The sequence below is a fragment of the Leifsonia sp. Y878 genome, from assembly GCF_057669685.1.
The window spans coordinates 693940-709279 of sequence record NZ_JBYHFS010000002.1 but is presented as its reverse complement, the minus strand read 5'-3'; the positions used below and the strand labels follow the sequence as shown (position 1 = coordinate 709279).

The window sequence follows — 15340 nt, the reverse complement described above, 5'->3', positions numbered from 1 at the left end:
TTCACCTCTTATCCATGACAAAGGAGTCATCACAATGAGCGCAACCGACGTCGTCATCCTGGCCGGTTCACGCACCCCACAGGGTCGCATCAACGGACAGCTTGCCGCGCTCACCGCCGTGCAGCTCGGAGCAGCCGCAATCACCGGTGCGCTTGCCCGCGCCGGCGTTGCCCCAGAGCAGGTCGACGCCGTACTCATGGGACAGGTGCTCCAGGCCGGTTGCGGCCAGAATCCGGCCAGGCAGAGCGCGATCGCTGCCGGCATCCCCTGGCACGTTCCGTCGATGACGCTCAACAAGGTCTGCCTGTCTGGGCTGGCTGCCGTGGTGGACGCGGCCAGGCTCATCCGTTTAGGAGAAGCCAGCGTTGTCGTCGCCGGTGGCCAGGAATCGATGACCCACGCCCCGCACCTGCTGCCTGGCTCCCGGCAGGGCTGGCCGTACGGCGCCGTCACCGCCTTCGACCATGCCGCCCATGATGGACTGACGGATGCCTTCGACGGCCTCTCCATGGGCCTGTCCACCGAGACGGTCAATGGCAGGCTCGGCATCAATCGGGTGAGCCAGGACAGGATCGCCGCTGTGTCGCACCAGCGCGCGGCACGAGCATCCGCTGCCGGTGTTTTCGACGACGAGATCACGCCATTGTCCGTGCCGCAGAGACGCGGTGAGCCGATTGTTATCAGCGCCGATGAAGGGGTGCGCGGCGACAGCACCGTCGACACTCTCGGAAAGCTGCGCCCGGCATTCACAACGGATGGAACCATCACTGCGGGCAATTCCTCGCCACTGTCGGACGGCGCGAGTGCTCTGGTACTGGCAAACCGTGAGTGGGCAGAAGCGCACGGGCTCACGTGGCTGGCCGTCGCCCAGGCATCCGGTCATGTCGCAGGACCCGACAATTCGCTGCACTCCCAGCCGGCACACGCCATCTCACACGCTCTCACGCGCCAGGGCTGGACCACGAGCGATCTCGATTTCGTGGAGATCAACGAGGCCTTCGCCGCAGTCTCGTACCAGTCGACGATCGATCTCGGCCTCGACAGCGACCAAGTCAACATCCATGGCGGAGCAATTGCGATCGGCCACCCCATCGGTGCCTCTGGCGCGCGGCTGGCACTGCACGCAGCACTCGAACTCTCAAGGCGGGGGGCGGGCAAGGCTGCAGTCGCGCTTTGCGGCGGTGGCGGCCAGGGCGACGCGTTGCTGCTGTCACGCTGACGCACGTCATTGTCTTCGCTGTCACGCTGACGCACCGCGTTGTGTGAATCGGCGTTGTTTGAATTGGCGCACTTTCTGGGTGGGCCTACCCGCTCATCCGTGTGAACTGACGCCTCTTTCGCGGCTCAGCCGCCCTGTCATTCCGCCGCGCCCACTCCGGCGCCGGCCGCCCGCTCCCCTTGTCGCACTGCTGAGCGCGGTGATACTGTCCGACACTCTCGGGGTGAGAATTCCCACATCGTTCGGGGCAGACCGGGAGGGGTTTGATCGGCAGGGGGTTCGGGCATGGCACTCGAAAGCATCCCCCCTGTCATTCGGCCCCGCACGCCTCCGCGCATCCGGCTGGCCGACCTCGCCGCACACGTCGGGTCTCGGCATGCGGCTGATGACGTTGCGACGATAGTGACGGGCATCGCCCTCTCGACCAGGACCGTGCAGCCCGGCGACCTGTTTGTTGCCCTGCCAGGAAAGAACGGCCATGGCGCCGAATTCAGCGACCGTGCGGTGCAGGCCGGCGCGGTCGCCGTGCTCACCGATGCGGCAGGCGAAATGGCGGTGCTGGCAGCAGGCGTGCCATACATCGTGAGCGACAATCTGCGAGATCGGCTCGGCGAGCTCAGCGCATTCCTCTACAGCACACACGAGAACGCCCCGACCCTGTTCGGCATCACGGGAACGAACGGCAAGACCACGACGACTCACGTTCTTGAGGCTGCCCTGCGGCAGATGGGAATCGTCACTGGCCTCTCAAGCACGGCCGAGCGTCATATCAACGACGAGATCTTCGTTTCCCAGCTGACGACACCGGAGGCCACCGACGTCCATGCGCTGCTGGCTCGGATGGCGGAAGAGCGCGTGGAGGCTGCCGTGCTCGAAGTGAGCGCACAGGGCCTCACCCACTCCCGCGTCGACGGCATCCTCTTTGACTGCGTTGGCTTCACCAACCTCTCGATCGACCACCTCGACGACTACGGCACGATGGACACCTACTTCGAAGCCAAGGAGATGCTGTTCAGTCCGGCTCGAGCGCGCGTCGGTGTTGCGAGCCTGGAGACGCCGTGGGGCGCCCGGCTGATGTCTGGGCATGGGATCCCTGTCACGTCGATCTCCGCCGACGCCGGCAACGACCCCGACTGGCAGTTGGAGATTCTCGAGGTGCTGCCGGAGGCAACCCGCTTCCGTGTGCAGAACAGGGCAGGGGAGGCCGTTGAGACATCGGTCGCCCTGCTCGGTGACCATCTCGTAGCGGATGCCGGGCTTGCGATTGCGATGATCGTCACGGCCGGCTACCCCATCTCCCAGGTCGCGGCTGCGTTGCAAGACGGAATCGACGTGTACATTCCCGGCCGCACCGAGAGCGTGTCAGGGCCAACAGGACCGCGGGTATACGTGGACTTCGGCCACAGCTCAGACGCGTTCGAGAAGACGCTCCGGGCCGTAAGGGCTGTGACCCAGGGCCGCGTCATCATGCTGTTCGGCGCCGACGGCGACCGCGACCCGCACAAACGCCCCGAAATGGCCAGGGTCGCCGCCGCCAACTCCGACATCGTCGTCATCACCGACCATCACCCGCGCTTTGAAGACCCGGCCAGCATCCGCCGAATGCTGCTGGATGCCGCCAGGGAGGCTTTCCCCCACAAGCAGATCGTGGAGGTGTCGCCACCGGAGGCCGCCATCGACTACGTGGTCGACCTCGCCGATGCCGACGACGCGATCCTCTGGGCAGGACCTGGGCACCAGGACTACCGCGACATCAGGGGCGTGCGCACGCCGTACTCTGCGCGCGCACTGGCCAGGGAAGCACTCACGCGACACGGGTGGCCGGCGTCGGGCTGAGGTGCGCCCCTGCCCAGCTGCTCCGTTCGCACACGGCGTCGGGGCGGCATCCGCTCATTCAGGGCTGTGTATGAGCCCTCAGGGCGTCGGCTGGCCGGCAATGGCCAGCAGCACACCGGCGCCGGTGCGCGCGTCGTCGACGGTGACCACGAAACGCTTACCGTTCGCCTTCGTCACTTCGATGGCTTCGCCGCCCCGCAGGATGATTCCGCTTCGCCCTTGAGCACCGAAACGGTAGCCCCATCCCCCGAAGTCAGCCATCGGCACGATGTCGACGACCTGCACGTCGCGGATCTCTGACACGGGAATTTTCACCCGAGGCCAACCGAGCATGCTGCGCACGACAAGACCGCGGCGGTCGGCGCTCACCCGCCAGACCGTAGTCGTCGCGGCGAGGACCAGCACGAGCACGAGGGTTGCCATTCCGAAGAGCGCAGTGCCGCCTGAGGTCACAACCGCGACGATCAGCGACACCAATGCCACCAGGATCACCGCTGAGATCAAGACGAGCACACCAGGGGCCATGCGCGCGCTGCGTGACCAGGCCACGCGCTCACCAGGAGCAAGCCGGATCGCTGTCGGCTCTTCGCCCTCTGGGAGGGAGTCATCGGCGGCGGGCAGCAGCAGCCAGGCGATGCCGGCGACGACGAGGCCGATGCCAGCGCCGGCGAGAAGCCAGAGGACGGGATCGCCCGCGTCAGCGGCATCCGCTAGCCCGCGCTGGATCCAGGCTGAACCGGCGACGCCGACGCTCAGGAGAACGCTGAGCCACACGCCCATCACGACAACGAATTTCTGGTTGAAGCCGGGCTGGCCGGTGGAACGCGCGCTCAAGAGGGAACCGAGAGCGATCGCGCAGAACAGGACGGTGATGCCGAGGGGTATGAAAACGAGAGCCCACGCTGAACCGAATCCGTCGGGGCCGGAGCCGTTCCAGTGGGTTGCGACAGGGTTGGGGAGGTCTGGAATCCACGTGATCATCAGGATCGACGACGCGAGAGCGATCACGACCGGCACGACTCCCCCGATCACGACGAAGCGCCTGGTCGTGGATACGGATGCTGCGGTCATTGGTATGCCTCTCTGATGATGGCCAGGAGTGCCGAACGTGACACCCCAACGGCGCGGGCCTCTGCGACAACCGAGCTGACCGCTGTGGTCAGGCCGGCATAGTCGGCCACTCGCTCCGTGACGGTCGCTCCCCTGCCGGGGCGCAGTTCAATCAGTCCCTCGTCGCGGAGCGTTTGATACGCCCGCAACACGGTGTGCAGATTGACGTCGAGAGAGTGCGCGAGTTCTCGCGCGGACGGAAGTCGTTCGCCTGCCTGCAGCGACCCATCAATGGCTGCTGCACGGATGCTCGTTGACAGCTGCTCAAAGAGGGGAACCTCTGAGAACGGATCGACTCGAACTAACATGAGTCCATCCTATTGTTCTAGTTGTAATAGAACAACCGGTAGGGCTGCATCCCCTTCTCGTCTAGTCTTCCGGCATGGGGGAAATACATAAAGCCAGCACTGTCGCTCGCAACTGGATCCGGCGGCCGACCGTGATTCTGGCTGCATCAGTAGGCATCTTGCTGGCCGCAATGGTCGCTGTCAGCCTGAACACCCGGACGGATCGCCCAACGACGGAAGCCGGAGTCTCCGCGGAGGTGAGCGTCGAACTAGATGCCATGGAAAACTCGCTTCCGGCCGAGGCACACGCACACTCAACGGAGGAACGCACGACCGAACCGTGCCCGGATGGCGGCGGCGGGATGCAGGCGGCCTTCACCCGCACCATCACCGTCACCGCCGAGTTCGATCGGCTGGCCTGGCTGAACGAACTCTCCAGCCGCTACGAGGCCAAGCGCTGGTCGACGTCATCCACCATGAATCCGGGCAGCGGGTACCACACCGTCACGGCGGTCGGTCCGCTCCTCCTGATCTACAAGATCACCGAGCGGATGCCGGCCGACGAGCCCCACATCGTCATCACTGCCAGCTCACGCTGCACCGGAGGTTTGTAGACTCGTCTCTGGCCGCAGACCATAGAGCCTGCGCCCGAGAGGACAGCAGTAATGAGCCTGATCAGGCTGCACGATGTAAGCATCCGTTTTGAGAACACACAGATTTTGCGGGAAGCCTTTTTCCGGCTCGAGCCTGGCGACCGAGTTGGCATGATTGGCAAGAACGGGTCTGGCAAGTCGACGATCCTGAAGCTGATCCTTGAGCAGGTGATGCCAGACTCCGGCACGGTCACCGTGGAATCCGGTACGAAGATCGGGTACTTCTCCCAGTTCTCCGAACTCGACGGCACCGCAACGATTCTCGAGGTGCTCGACGAGCTGTTCGTCGACATCAAGGCGATCGAGGCCGAGCTGGCGTCGATCGATGTCGCGATTGCGGCCGACCCGTCTGGCGGCGCAGAACTCGACCGGTTGATCATGCGCCAGGCCGAGCTGTTCGAAGACATGGACCGCCTCGACGGCTGGGACTACACGCGCCGCATCGACACGGCGCTCACCACTCTCGGCTTCAACGAGGCGCACCGGGTGTGCGCTATCGACGAGCTGTCTGGCGGATGGCGCAACCGTGCGGCCCTCGCCAAGATCCTGCTGGAGCGCCCTGACGTGCTGCTGCTCGACGAGCCCACCAACTTCCTCGATGTCGCCGGCGTCGAATGGCTTGAGGCCTGGTTCCGCGACTTCCGCGGCGCGGCAGTCATCGTCTCGCATGACCGGAAATTCCTGGATGCCGTTGTCACTCGCATCATCGAAGTTGAGAACTTCCACCTGCATGAGTACCCGGGCAATTTCGGCGAATACGTGGTGCAGAAGCAGTTCAAGCTGAAGACGCTTGAAGCGCAGTTCGTGCACGAATCAGAGCTGCTGGCGTTCGAAGCGGAGGGCATCGCCGATCGCCGTGAGGCAACAAAGGCGGCGAGTCGCAAGCTCGGCAGCCAGCTGGCGACGATCAAGAAGTCGCGTGCGCCACGCCCCGTCGACCAGATCATCACCGAGATCTACGGCGGGCTGCACATCAAGGACGTGCTCTGCCGCGTCGAATCGCTCAGCAAGTCCTACGGCGCCAAGACGCTGTTCAACGACCTCACATTTGAGATCCGTCGCGGCAACCGCTTCGTGGTGCTTGGCTCAAACGGCAGCGGCAAGTCGACGCTGCTCAAGGTCTTGACCGGCGAAGAGAAAGCGGATGCCGGCACGGTCAGCTGGGCCAGCGGCTCCGGAGTCGTGTCGTACAACCAGATGCTCGCGGATCTCGACCCTGACGACACCGTCACCCACGCCGTGAACGCGCTGCCGGGCAGCCTCGCCTTCACCGCCACGCGCAAATCGGTGAACAGGTTCCTGGCGATGTTCCAGTTCTCAGAGGCAGACCTCAAGCAGAAGATCGGCAACCTCTCCGGAGGCCAGCGCGCACGCGTCGCGATGGCGCAGTGCCTGTTGTCTGGCGCATCCGTTCTGCTGCTCGATGAACCGACCAACCACCTCGACATGTCGAGCACCCAGGTGATGGAGCGAGCACTGCTGCACTTCCCCGGCGCGATTGTGGTTGTCAGCCACGACAGGTTCTTCACCGAGAAGGTGGCCAACCGGCACCTGGTGTTTGGCGGCGCGGATGCCGGTCTGGGCGAGATCGAGGTGCGCGCGGCGTAGGCGGCGGGGTCTGGTTGCGCTGGGGGCCCGTTGCTCTCGAGGCCGATTGTTCTCGGGGCTTCTCGGGGCCGATTGTTCTCGGCATCGGGCTGGAGCGGGGTTCGAGGGCACCTCCTCCACAGAACGCCTGTTCGATAGTTCTGCACAGATTACCGAAAGACACTAGAACTAAGTTTCCCTCAGTTCTAGTGTGGAGGTATGGAATCATTCGTCGATGAGCGGCCGGGCCAGCAGGCCCCACCGCTGCCGTATCAGCAGCAACCGCCCCCGCATGATCAGGCCATCGCGCAGCTCCCAGAGCAACTGGTGAACGTCGCAACGGAGGTCGCCCAGCTCGGTGACTGTGCGGCATCCTTCGCCGCGCATAGCGACACCCGGTTGATGCAGGGCCAGGATCAGATTACGGCGCTCCGCCGACACGTCGACCGATACGCCGCCTGGATGGCAGGTGAGATCGCTCGTCGTTCGAGCCACGATCTTGGCTATGCGGGCCTTGCGCAGCGCAATGGTTTCCTCACCCCCGAAGCGATGATCCAGGCGACGTCCGGTGGCACGCGAACGGATGCCGCGAAACTTGTCGCCGTCGGCACACTGCTGAACCAGACCGAGGCTGCCGAAGAGCTCCAACAGCAGGATCCAGGTTCACCGTTCGCGGAGTTGCCCTGGCTGGCAAGCGTTGCGGGAGCCGTGCGCACCGGCGCACTCTCTGTGGACGCAGCGGATGCGATCCGAAAGGGCTTGGGCGACATCGACCCCGGGGTTCCCGCAGAGAAGCTTGCCGCAGCAGCGCGGTTCTTGCAGGACGAGGCCGGCACGTTGAACGCCGACCAGCTGCTTCGCCGGGCTCGCCACCTGCGCGACGAGCTCGACGCCGATGGCATCGCTCGCCGTGAGAGAACTCAACGCGACGCGCGCAGCTTCCGCATTTGGAAGCAGCCAGACGGCATGTATCGCGTCTCCGCGCTGCTCTCCCCTGAAGATGGACGCCTGGTCGAAACGATCATCGACGAGGCCACCTCACCGCGACGCGGCGGACCCCGGTTCGTCGACAAAGAACTGGCCGAACGCGCTCAAGAGCTCCGCAACGACGAGCGTTCGACCGAGCAGATCGCGGCCGACACCATTCTCGCTCTGCTTCAGATCGCTGTTGAAGCCGATCCGAACACCGTGTTCTTCGGCCGCCGTCCAACCGTCAGGATCCTTGTCACCGAGAAGGCACTGCATGAACACCAGTCCCACGGGAGCGGCGGTGGTGATGATGATGATGGTGGTGGTGGTGGTGCTCGCACAGGCATAGGAAGTGGCACTGGCACTGGCACTGGCACTGGCACTGGCACTGGCACTGGCACTGGCAGCAGTGACACAGAGCGGGCTGGCCACGGGACGATCGAGGGCCATCCCGACCCAGTCTCGATGGAAACCGTCGAGCGACTCCTGTGCGCAGGCTACACAGGCATCAAGTTCGATGACGACGGGCAATGCGTGAACGTCGGGCGCAACCAACGCCTCTTCACCGAGAGGCAGCGCATCGGGCTTGCTGCTCGCGACGGAGGCTGCCGATGGCCTGGTTGCGACAGACCCACTTCCTGGACTGAAGCACACCACATCGACCATTGGGGTGCCGACAACGGCAAGACCGACATCGCAGACGGAGTACTTCTCTGCCGCGGACACCATTTGCTCCTGCACAACAATCATTGGCACATAACCCGCGACGGCAACAACTACTGGCTGATTCCACCCAGAGCTATCGACCCGGGCCAGTCTCCGATCCCGATGCCGAGCAAGCGCCCACCATCGTGAACCGGAACCGGGACCGGAACCGGAACCAGAACGGGAACGGAAACGGGAACGGAAACGGGAACGGAAACGGGAATGGGAGTTGGAGTGGCAGCGGCTCGACTCGACTCGACTCGGTACTAGGCCACGACAAGCTTGTTCTCGTACGCGAACACCACAACATGAACACGACTGCGCAACTCCAACTTCTGGAACACCGCACGAACGTGTGTCTTCACCGTCGCCGCACTGAGATAGACAGCATCGGCAATCTCCGCATTGCTCAAGCCGCGCGCCACCAGGAGAAACACTTCCCGTTCGCGCGGAGTGAGTTTATCGAGGACAGCCTGACGTGGGCTCGTCACCGACGATCGACTGAATTGCTCGATGACACCCATCGCCTCGACGCCACCCGGAAGTCGCTGCCCCGACTGCGCATCCCGAATTGCAGCCAACACCGTATCGGGGTCAGCATCCTTCGTCAGAAAGGCACTCGCGCCAACTCGCAATGCACCATAGACAGCTTCATCGTTGCTGGTCGTTGTCAACACGATCACCCGTGGTCGCTCGTCAGCGATACCGCTTGCGAGAATCTGCTTGGTGGCATCCAGGCCATTCAACACCGGCATTCTGAGGTCCATGAGAATGACATCAGGCTGCTCGCGATCATTGAGTCGCACCGCTTCTTCGCCATTAAGCGCGGTGCCAACGCACTCCATATCGGTTTGAGCCTCGATCAACATGCCGAGGCCTGCCGAAAAGAGCGGCTGATCATCGACCACCGCGACGCGAATGAGCTCAGACATTCGTCAGCTCACCCTCGATGGTCGGCTGCTCGATCGACATGATGTCATGGGCAGGAATGAACGCAGTGACGACGAAAGTGCCGTCCTCCTCCGAATACTCGGCCGTAAGCCAGCCGCCAGCCAACCGCGCACGCTCCCGCATCCCTTCAACGCCTACGCCACGTGTCGCAACGCTGGTGGAGTCGACCAACGGCAGGTCTCCACTCGACGTGACGAGCAACGCCAACCCAGGACCGCGCCAATCAAGGACAACGGCTACCCTGCTCGCCGTCCCCGAATGTTTGAGCGCGTTGGTGAGACACTCCTGGACAATTCGAAATACGGCCAGTTCATGCATGCGCTGCAGGTCACGGCGCTCCCCCATCACGCGCATCGTGGCCGCCATTCCGAGATCACCCATGTGCTCGACGAGCGGTTCCAGATCGGCAATGGATGCTGCAGGGGTCAGGGAATCCGCATCATCCTGAATGCGCGCCACCAGCTCTCGCACCTCCACTAGAGCAGTGCGTCCCACAGTTGCGATGTTGCCCAACGACTCCGCTGCCACCCCTGGACGAACGGATTGCAACGCAAGCGCGCCCTGTGCCTGCGACACGATGACGGCCAGCGAATGAGCAAGCGCATCATGCACATCACGAGAGATACGCGCGCGATCCTGCGCCAGCCGCAACTCAAAGCTGGTCTCCTCGATTTGGCTATTCGCTGAACGAAGCTCGTCACCGACGCGCAACGCACGCGCAATCGCGGCCCCTGCGTAACCAAGCGCCCACGCCGCAATGTAGAGCCCGAATGCGCCCAGGCTCAGAGTCAGCATCTCCGCCACTGCCGGCTTCGACAAGTCCGGCTGCCCGGTCCACGACATCCAACCGATGGAACCGCCCGGATAGAACATGTTCACTGCAACGAGTGTCGATGCCATGGCGCCAACCGGGATGGCCAGGTATCGAATGACTCCGCGCGCACACCACCCAACGAAAAATGCGGCAAAGGCCGCGGCGAGATACGTCGGCCAACTTGTGCTCGTTGGCGGGGCGAGCCACCCGAACAGCTGGAAGGCAGGTACCGCGAACAGGATCGCCACTGACGCGACGGGAATCCAGGCAGAGACCGCAACAGAGACCGCCAGCAACCCAAGAACGACATACTCGCCAGCAGTCGCTCTGCCAGCTTCCGCAAGGATCCACAACCCCAAAAAGACGATGGCAACGGATGGCGCGGCCCACACTCTGAGCAGTTTCCGCAAGTTCTTCATGACGTCACCCTAGAGTCCGGTGTCGCCGTCTGACCCTCATCCGCGCTCGAATTCATCCGAAGTGATGAGAATGAGTCGCGCATCGGTTGGCATCATCGACGATGTAGCGCCGGTGACAGCGAAAACTCCGCAGCCCCCGCTCACGGGGACTGCGGAGCACAGGACTACTACGACTCCTTCTTGATATGCGTTACCGCATCGGAATCGTCGATCATCGTGCCCTTTGCACGCTTATCGGCGCGCTTCTGCTTGATGGTCTTGCCCTGCTTTTTATTCAGGTGCCGGTGAGGCGACTTGTCTGGCATATGAACCTCCAAACTGTGTGGGCCTCGCGTGACCCCCACGATCAATTGATCCCCGATTGCAACGTACGCCTCTTTGCTTGAGATCGAAAGTGAACTCAAATGACCTACTGCGCCGGCGTTTGTCCATCCGGACGATTCGCCCTCAGCACCTCGAGCCTGGCTCGATACTCCACTTCACCGATATCTCCCTGCGCAAACCGTTCAGCGAGGGTGCGCTCGGCAGATCGAGCCGCAGCACCCGGCCCAGCGACCTCAGCCCAATGCTGCGGACCGCCGTAATAGCCCGGTCCCCCCGGACCGACCCAACCCCGGCGCCAGCGACGACCAAAGATTGAAAAGATGATGACAAAGAACAAGATCCAGAACAGCGGAATCAACAGGAAGAACCAGCCGAATCCGCCGCCCCAACCCCACCCTGGATGAGCTGCTACGCCCAAAATGACCGCACTCGTGAGCATGATGTGTCCAATCGCTTGTGGTTGGCCCACCGCCGCGGTAGATCCGCTGCCGATGAACCCTGTCACTCCAGAATTGCCATTGCTCGACCGTTTCGAATCTGCCCCAGGGAGACACTTCCACTACTCCATTGGGAGTATGCGCTCGACTCGGTTCGGCTCAGCTCGACTATTCGACCTGACCGACCAGGCCGGTCTCATACGCGACGATCACCAGTTGCACACGATCACGCGCCGCCAGCTTGCCCATGATCCGAGACACATGCGTCTTCGCCGTCAACGGACTGAGAAACAACCGCTCGCCGATCTCGGCATTCGTCAGCCCATGTCCGACCAGCGCAAGCACCTCCCGCTCCCGCTCTGTCAGCACCTCGATCGCTGAGGTATCGGCAGGAGCAACGGCGACACCGACGCCAGAGATGTCGGTTGAGCTGCCCATAGAGCCGCCAGCCGGACCGCCAACAGTTCTACGTCCAGACGCACCTGCAGCGGCCATCCGCTGCAGCAATCGCCTGGTCACACTCGGCGACAACAGGCCATCACCGGCGGCAACCACCCGCACCGCCCTGATCAACTCGGCCGGCTCGGTGTCCTTGACCAGAAACCCGCTTGCTCCCGCACGAATCGCATGCGCGACATACTCATCGAGCTCAAAGGTCGTCACCACCACCACATGCGTTGCACCGAGGGTCGGATTGGCAACGATCTGCTCCGTCGCCCACAGACCATCGCCGTCCGGCATCCGAATATCCATGAGCACAACATCGGGTTTCGTCTCATCCACAACACGCACCGCCTGTCGCCCCGTCGCAGCCTCCCCCACCACCTCGAGATCAGGCTCCGATTCGAGCAACGCCCGAAAGCCAGCCCTGATCAAGTGCTGGTCATCGGCAATCACGACCCGAATCACTGAACTGCCCAGCTTCGAGCCCGCGGTTCAGGACGTTGCGGCAACCGAGCCGTGATGTGAAATCCATCGCGATCACCGAAGCCGACCTGCAAACTGCCGCCCAGAAGCTCAGCGCGCTCACGCATTCCGAGCAGACCGCCGCCGTGCACGATGGCATCACTGGCGGCATCCGCTGTGCCGTCATCCGTCACCGTGAGCAGGTATTCGCCACGATCAAAGCCCAGATAAACGGATGCCCCAGAGCCGTTTGAATGCCGCAGAACGTTCGTGAGCGCCTCCTGGCAGATGCGATAGATGGCCAGCTGGGTGGCAGCGGATGCCGCTGATTCGGCCTCGAGCGCCGTCACATAGGTGACGGTCATCCCCTGGGCCCTGAAGGAATCGATCAAGGCAGGCAACGCAGCGAAGTCAGGCTCAGGAGTCAGCGGAGCATTCGGCCGCATCTGGCCGCCAGCACGATCGTCGGCGCCACCAATGTGCCTATCGGCAGCGCTCGATAAGCCACCCGCGGCACTGCCTTTGCCGCCATCGCTGTTGCCGCCGGCGCCGCTGCTTCCGGTGCCGCCACTCGTGGCTCCCTCAGCGCCCGCTGCGCCGTCTGCGCCATCAGAGCGCAGGATCCCCAACACCGAACGCACCTCATCGAGTGCGTTCTTGCTCGAGTCCTTGATATTGGCCAGCGCCTCGGCCGCCTTCTCAGGCTGGCTATCGATCAGATGCAAACCGACCCCCGCTTGCACATTGATCTGCGACAGCGAATGAGCAAGCACATCATGCAGCTCTCGGGCAATGCGCACACGTTCACGCTGCTCAGCCGACATCCGCCTGTCATCGGCCAGGCGTCGAAACTCGCGGAAGCGTTCGCGCCGAGCGCGCGCCATCTCGCCGATTCCCATGGCGAAGGCCAGGGCTAGTGTCAGCACGGCAACGCGAACAGGCGCGAACTCGAGACCGAACACACTGGCCAGCACGATGGTGGCCACCCACACCGCGGCAACGCTTGCGTACACCCAGATGCGTGCACCCCGCACGATCCCGAGCGCAATTGCGAAGCCAAGCGCAAGATATGGCGTTCCAATATCCGGTCGAACCAGCAGTAGCGCTGCAGCCGCCAGCGCCGTCACGACGACGACGGGACCGGGGAACCTGCGCGCACCGATCAACGCCAGCGGACCGATGAGTGCAAGGGCAATCGCCAGTGCTCCGCCGGAGCGATCGGGGAATCGAGCTGCAAAGAAAATCGCAGCCGGCACCTGCACCAGGAACGAGAGCACCACAGGAATCCAGAGCCGGAACCCCGGCGACAACCACGGGCCAGACGACCAACCGTTGGCTGGTCCACCCTGCCAGCCCGCACCAGGCGCACCTCCCACGCTGCCAGCACCGCTCGCACCGTAGCCGCTGGCACCGCGCCGCTCAGCGGCACGCTGGTGCCAGCTGAAATCCGGAGGCCGGGATTGAGGCATACCCCGATGCTACGTCCGCATGGTGAGCGAAGCCTGTCCGGAGCGCATCATCCGGCCAGAGACCGGCCAGATTACTCCCCGTGGAGTAGTGGCGGAGGAGTAATCGCGGAGTAGTCGAGGCGCTGTCGGTGCGAACTAGCCGAACAGGTTAATCGGCTTCACGATGTCTGCGTAGATGAGCAGCAAGCTCATACCACCGAGGATGATGACGACCGCAAACGTCAGCGGCATCAGCTTGGCGGTGTCGACCGGCCCCGGATCCTTGCGCTTGAACAGCTTCGCGAACGTGCGACGGATGCCTTCCCACAGCGCTCCGGCCACGTGTCCACCGTCAAGCGGCATCAGCGGCACCAGGTTGAACACGAACAAAGCGATGTTCAGCGAGGCGAGCAGTCCGATCATGGTCGCGGCCTTGTCGGCGACCGGAATGGTGTCGATGCTTGCGATTTCGCCAGCCACCCGGCCGACGCCAACCACGCTGATGGGACCATTCGGGTCACGCTCGCCAGGGCCGAATGCTGCGTTGGCGACATCGACAAGGCGCTCAGGCAGGTTGAGGATCATGTGCACAACGCCGCCGACGTTCTCGCCGACAGCGGGCAGAACCGCGGTGACCGGCTGCCGCACCATTTCGGCTGCCGCACCGATGCCCACGAAGCCGACTTCCTGGGTCTCAGATTCGCCGGATTCATTCTTGACGACGTTGCCTGTGGCATCCGTCACATAGCGTTCGGTGAGCTTCGGGGTGAGCGCGAGTGTCACATCATTGCCGTCGCGCTCAACGACGACGCTGAGCTCCTGGCCTGGAGAGTTGCGGATGATCTCCGTTGACTGTTCCCAGCTGGTGATCTCGGTACCGTTGATGCTCACCAGACGATCGCCCGGCTGGATGCCGGCAGCTGCGCCCGGTGCGGCCTCCGCAGAGGAATCGCAGGTCTGCGTTGAACTGGCGGCGGGAATCACACAGGCAGAGACACTGCCGACGGTGGTGGACGACTGGGCGGTACCGAAGCCCATGAGCAGCACCGCGTACAGCACGATGGCGATCAGCAGGTTCATGAACGGGCCGCCGAGCATGACGACAACGCGCTTCCACACCGGAAGCTTGTAGAACGCGCGGTGCTCTTCGCCTTCACCAATGGTCTCGGCGCTGGCCTGCCTGGCCTCTTCGACCATGGTGCTGACGGCGCCAGCCTTCTTGGTCTCTGCGCCGTCGACGCCACCCTCTTGAACGAGGGTATTGAAGAAACCGGTGCTGGCGCTCCGCGCTTCGCCACCATCCTTGGGCGGGAACATCCCGATCATCGAAATGTAGCCGCCAAGCGGAATGGCTTTGACGCCATATTCGGTCTCGCCCTTGCGCTTCGACCACAGCGTCGGGCCGAACCCGATCATGTACTGGGTCACCTTGACCCCGAACAGCTTTGCGGGAACCAGGTGCCCTATTTCGTGCAGGCCGATGGATACGGCGAGGCCAATGACGATGATGGCAACGCCCAGGATGAATAGCAGCACGGATTCCACAGCATCAGCGTATCCGCAGAATGCTTGGAAGCTGCTGGCCGTTCACCGAACGGCTCCGCTGGCCACAACGCGAAAACCTCTCTCCCGCCGACACTGCTGTCGGCGGGAGAGAGGGTGGGTGTGGCAGCTG

The 15340-nt window shown here is 63.3% G+C and carries 14 protein-coding genes; 5 read left to right on the top strand and 9 right to left on the bottom strand.

The window, feature by feature from the left end; translation table 11 throughout:
• Positions 1-34: 34 nt before the first annotated feature.
• Together AC25Y4_RS09435 and AC25Y4_RS09430 are read left to right on the top strand one after the other, a co-directional pair.
• Positions 35-1219 carry an acetyl-CoA C-acetyltransferase gene (locus AC25Y4_RS09435; protein ID WP_488120131.1) on the top strand — a complete coding sequence of 395 codons (1185 nt, stop codon included), beginning with the start codon at positions 35-37 and terminating at the stop codon, positions 1217-1219.
• A 285-nt stretch (positions 1220-1504) separates the two neighbouring features.
• Positions 1505-3055: a Mur ligase family protein gene (locus AC25Y4_RS09430; protein WP_488120130.1), complete on the top strand. Its 1551-nt coding sequence runs from the start codon at positions 1505-1507 to the stop codon at positions 3053-3055.
• 78 nt (positions 3056-3133) lie between these two features.
• Here the strand turns inward: AC25Y4_RS09430 and AC25Y4_RS09425 are convergent, their stop codons facing one another.
• Positions 3134-4126 (bottom strand): DUF1648 domain-containing protein, encoded by a 993-nt coding sequence (locus AC25Y4_RS09425; RefSeq protein ID WP_488120129.1) that lies wholly within the window; start codon positions 4124-4126, stop codon positions 3134-3136.
• Positions 4123-4473, bottom strand: coding sequence for a GntR family transcriptional regulator (locus AC25Y4_RS09420; protein ID WP_488120128.1), 351 nt, complete (start codon positions 4471-4473; stop codon positions 4123-4125). Before AC25Y4_RS09420 ends, AC25Y4_RS09425 begins: the two co-directional genes overlap by 4 nt.
• Positions 4474-4547: 74 nt before the next feature.
• Here AC25Y4_RS09420 and AC25Y4_RS09415 point away from each other — a divergent pair, with 74 nt between their 5' ends.
• The 3 genes from AC25Y4_RS09415 (at position 4548) to AC25Y4_RS09405 (ending at position 8516) form a co-directional block, all read left to right on the top strand.
• Positions 4548-5066, top strand: coding sequence for a hypothetical protein (locus AC25Y4_RS09415; RefSeq protein ID WP_488120127.1), 519 nt, complete (start codon positions 4548-4550; stop codon positions 5064-5066).
• Positions 5067-5117: 51 nt separating this feature from the next.
• Positions 5118-6713, top strand: coding sequence for an ABC-F family ATP-binding cassette domain-containing protein (locus AC25Y4_RS09410; RefSeq protein ID WP_488120126.1), 1596 nt, complete (start codon positions 5118-5120; stop codon positions 6711-6713).
• A 198-nt stretch (positions 6714-6911) separates the two neighbouring features.
• Positions 6912-8516 (top strand): HNH endonuclease signature motif containing protein, encoded by a 1605-nt coding sequence (locus AC25Y4_RS09405; protein WP_488120125.1) that lies wholly within the window; start codon positions 6912-6914, stop codon positions 8514-8516.
• 116 nt (positions 8517-8632) lie between these two features.
• Here the strand turns inward: AC25Y4_RS09405 and AC25Y4_RS09400 are convergent, their stop codons facing one another.
• From AC25Y4_RS09400 to AC25Y4_RS09370, 7 genes are all read right to left on the bottom strand, one after another.
• Positions 8633-9298 carry a response regulator gene (locus AC25Y4_RS09400; RefSeq protein ID WP_488120124.1) on the bottom strand — a complete coding sequence of 222 codons (666 nt, stop codon included), beginning with the start codon at positions 9296-9298 and terminating at the stop codon, positions 8633-8635.
• The gene (locus tag AC25Y4_RS09395; RefSeq protein ID WP_488120123.1) at positions 9291-10550 is read right to left on the bottom strand and encodes a sensor histidine kinase; all 1260 of its coding nucleotides are present in this window, start codon (positions 10548-10550) and stop codon (positions 9291-9293) included. The genes AC25Y4_RS09400 and AC25Y4_RS09395 overlap by 8 nt, the downstream gene beginning before the upstream one ends.
• A 167-nt stretch (positions 10551-10717) precedes the next feature.
• Entirely contained in the window at positions 10718-10855 is a 138-nt protein-coding gene (locus AC25Y4_RS09390; protein ID WP_488120122.1) for a hypothetical protein, read from the bottom strand.
• Between the two features lie 104 nt (positions 10856-10959).
• Positions 10960-11313: an SHOCT domain-containing protein gene (locus AC25Y4_RS09385; RefSeq protein ID WP_488120121.1), complete on the bottom strand. Its 354-nt coding sequence runs from the start codon at positions 11311-11313 to the stop codon at positions 10960-10962.
• A gap of 166 nt (positions 11314-11479) precedes the next feature.
• Positions 11480-12220 carry a response regulator gene (locus AC25Y4_RS09380; RefSeq protein ID WP_488120120.1) on the bottom strand — a complete coding sequence of 247 codons (741 nt, stop codon included), beginning with the start codon at positions 12218-12220 and terminating at the stop codon, positions 11480-11482.
• The gene (locus tag AC25Y4_RS09375; RefSeq protein ID WP_488120119.1) at positions 12217-13686 is read right to left on the bottom strand and encodes a sensor histidine kinase; all 1470 of its coding nucleotides are present in this window, start codon (positions 13684-13686) and stop codon (positions 12217-12219) included. Before AC25Y4_RS09375 ends, AC25Y4_RS09380 begins: the two co-directional genes overlap by 4 nt.
• Positions 13687-13821: 135 nt before the next feature.
• Positions 13822-15210: a M50 family metallopeptidase gene (locus AC25Y4_RS09370; RefSeq protein WP_488120118.1), complete on the bottom strand. Its 1389-nt coding sequence runs from the start codon at positions 15208-15210 to the stop codon at positions 13822-13824.
• Between the last annotated feature and the right edge of the window lie 130 nt (positions 15211-15340).

Bases quoted from the DNA above. Each gene is read 5' to 3' on its own strand.
- AC25Y4_RS09375 (WP_488120119.1), bottom strand. From the start codon at position 13,686: ATGCCTCAATCCCGGCCTCCGGATTTCAGCTGGCACCAGCGTGCCGCT.
- AC25Y4_RS09385 (WP_488120121.1), bottom strand. From the start codon at position 11,313: ATGCTCACGAGTGCGGTCATTTTGGGCGTAGCAGCTCATCCAGGGTGG.
- AC25Y4_RS09400 (WP_488120124.1), bottom strand. From the start codon at position 9,298: ATGTCTGAGCTCATTCGCGTCGCGGTGGTCGATGATCAGCCGCTCTTT.
- AC25Y4_RS09410 (WP_488120126.1), top strand. From the start codon at position 5,118: ATGAGCCTGATCAGGCTGCACGATGTAAGCATCCGTTTTGAGAACACA.
- AC25Y4_RS09425 (WP_488120129.1), bottom strand. From the start codon at position 4,126: ATGACCGCAGCATCCGTATCCACGACCAGGCGCTTCGTCGTGATCGGG.
- AC25Y4_RS09390 (WP_488120122.1), bottom strand. From the start codon at position 10,855: ATGCCAGACAAGTCGCCTCACCGGCACCTGAATAAAAAGCAGGGCAAG.
- AC25Y4_RS09420 (WP_488120128.1), bottom strand. From the start codon at position 4,473: ATGTTAGTTCGAGTCGATCCGTTCTCAGAGGTTCCCCTCTTTGAGCAG.
- AC25Y4_RS09405 (WP_488120125.1), top strand. From the start codon at position 6,912: ATGGAATCATTCGTCGATGAGCGGCCGGGCCAGCAGGCCCCACCGCTG.
- AC25Y4_RS09395 (WP_488120123.1), bottom strand. From the start codon at position 10,550: ATGAAGAACTTGCGGAAACTGCTCAGAGTGTGGGCCGCGCCATCCGTT.
- AC25Y4_RS09435 (WP_488120131.1), top strand. From the start codon at position 35: ATGAGCGCAACCGACGTCGTCATCCTGGCCGGTTCACGCACCCCACAG.
- AC25Y4_RS09430 (WP_488120130.1), top strand. From the start codon at position 1,505: ATGGCACTCGAAAGCATCCCCCCTGTCATTCGGCCCCGCACGCCTCCG.
- AC25Y4_RS09415 (WP_488120127.1), top strand. From the start codon at position 4,548: ATGGGGGAAATACATAAAGCCAGCACTGTCGCTCGCAACTGGATCCGG.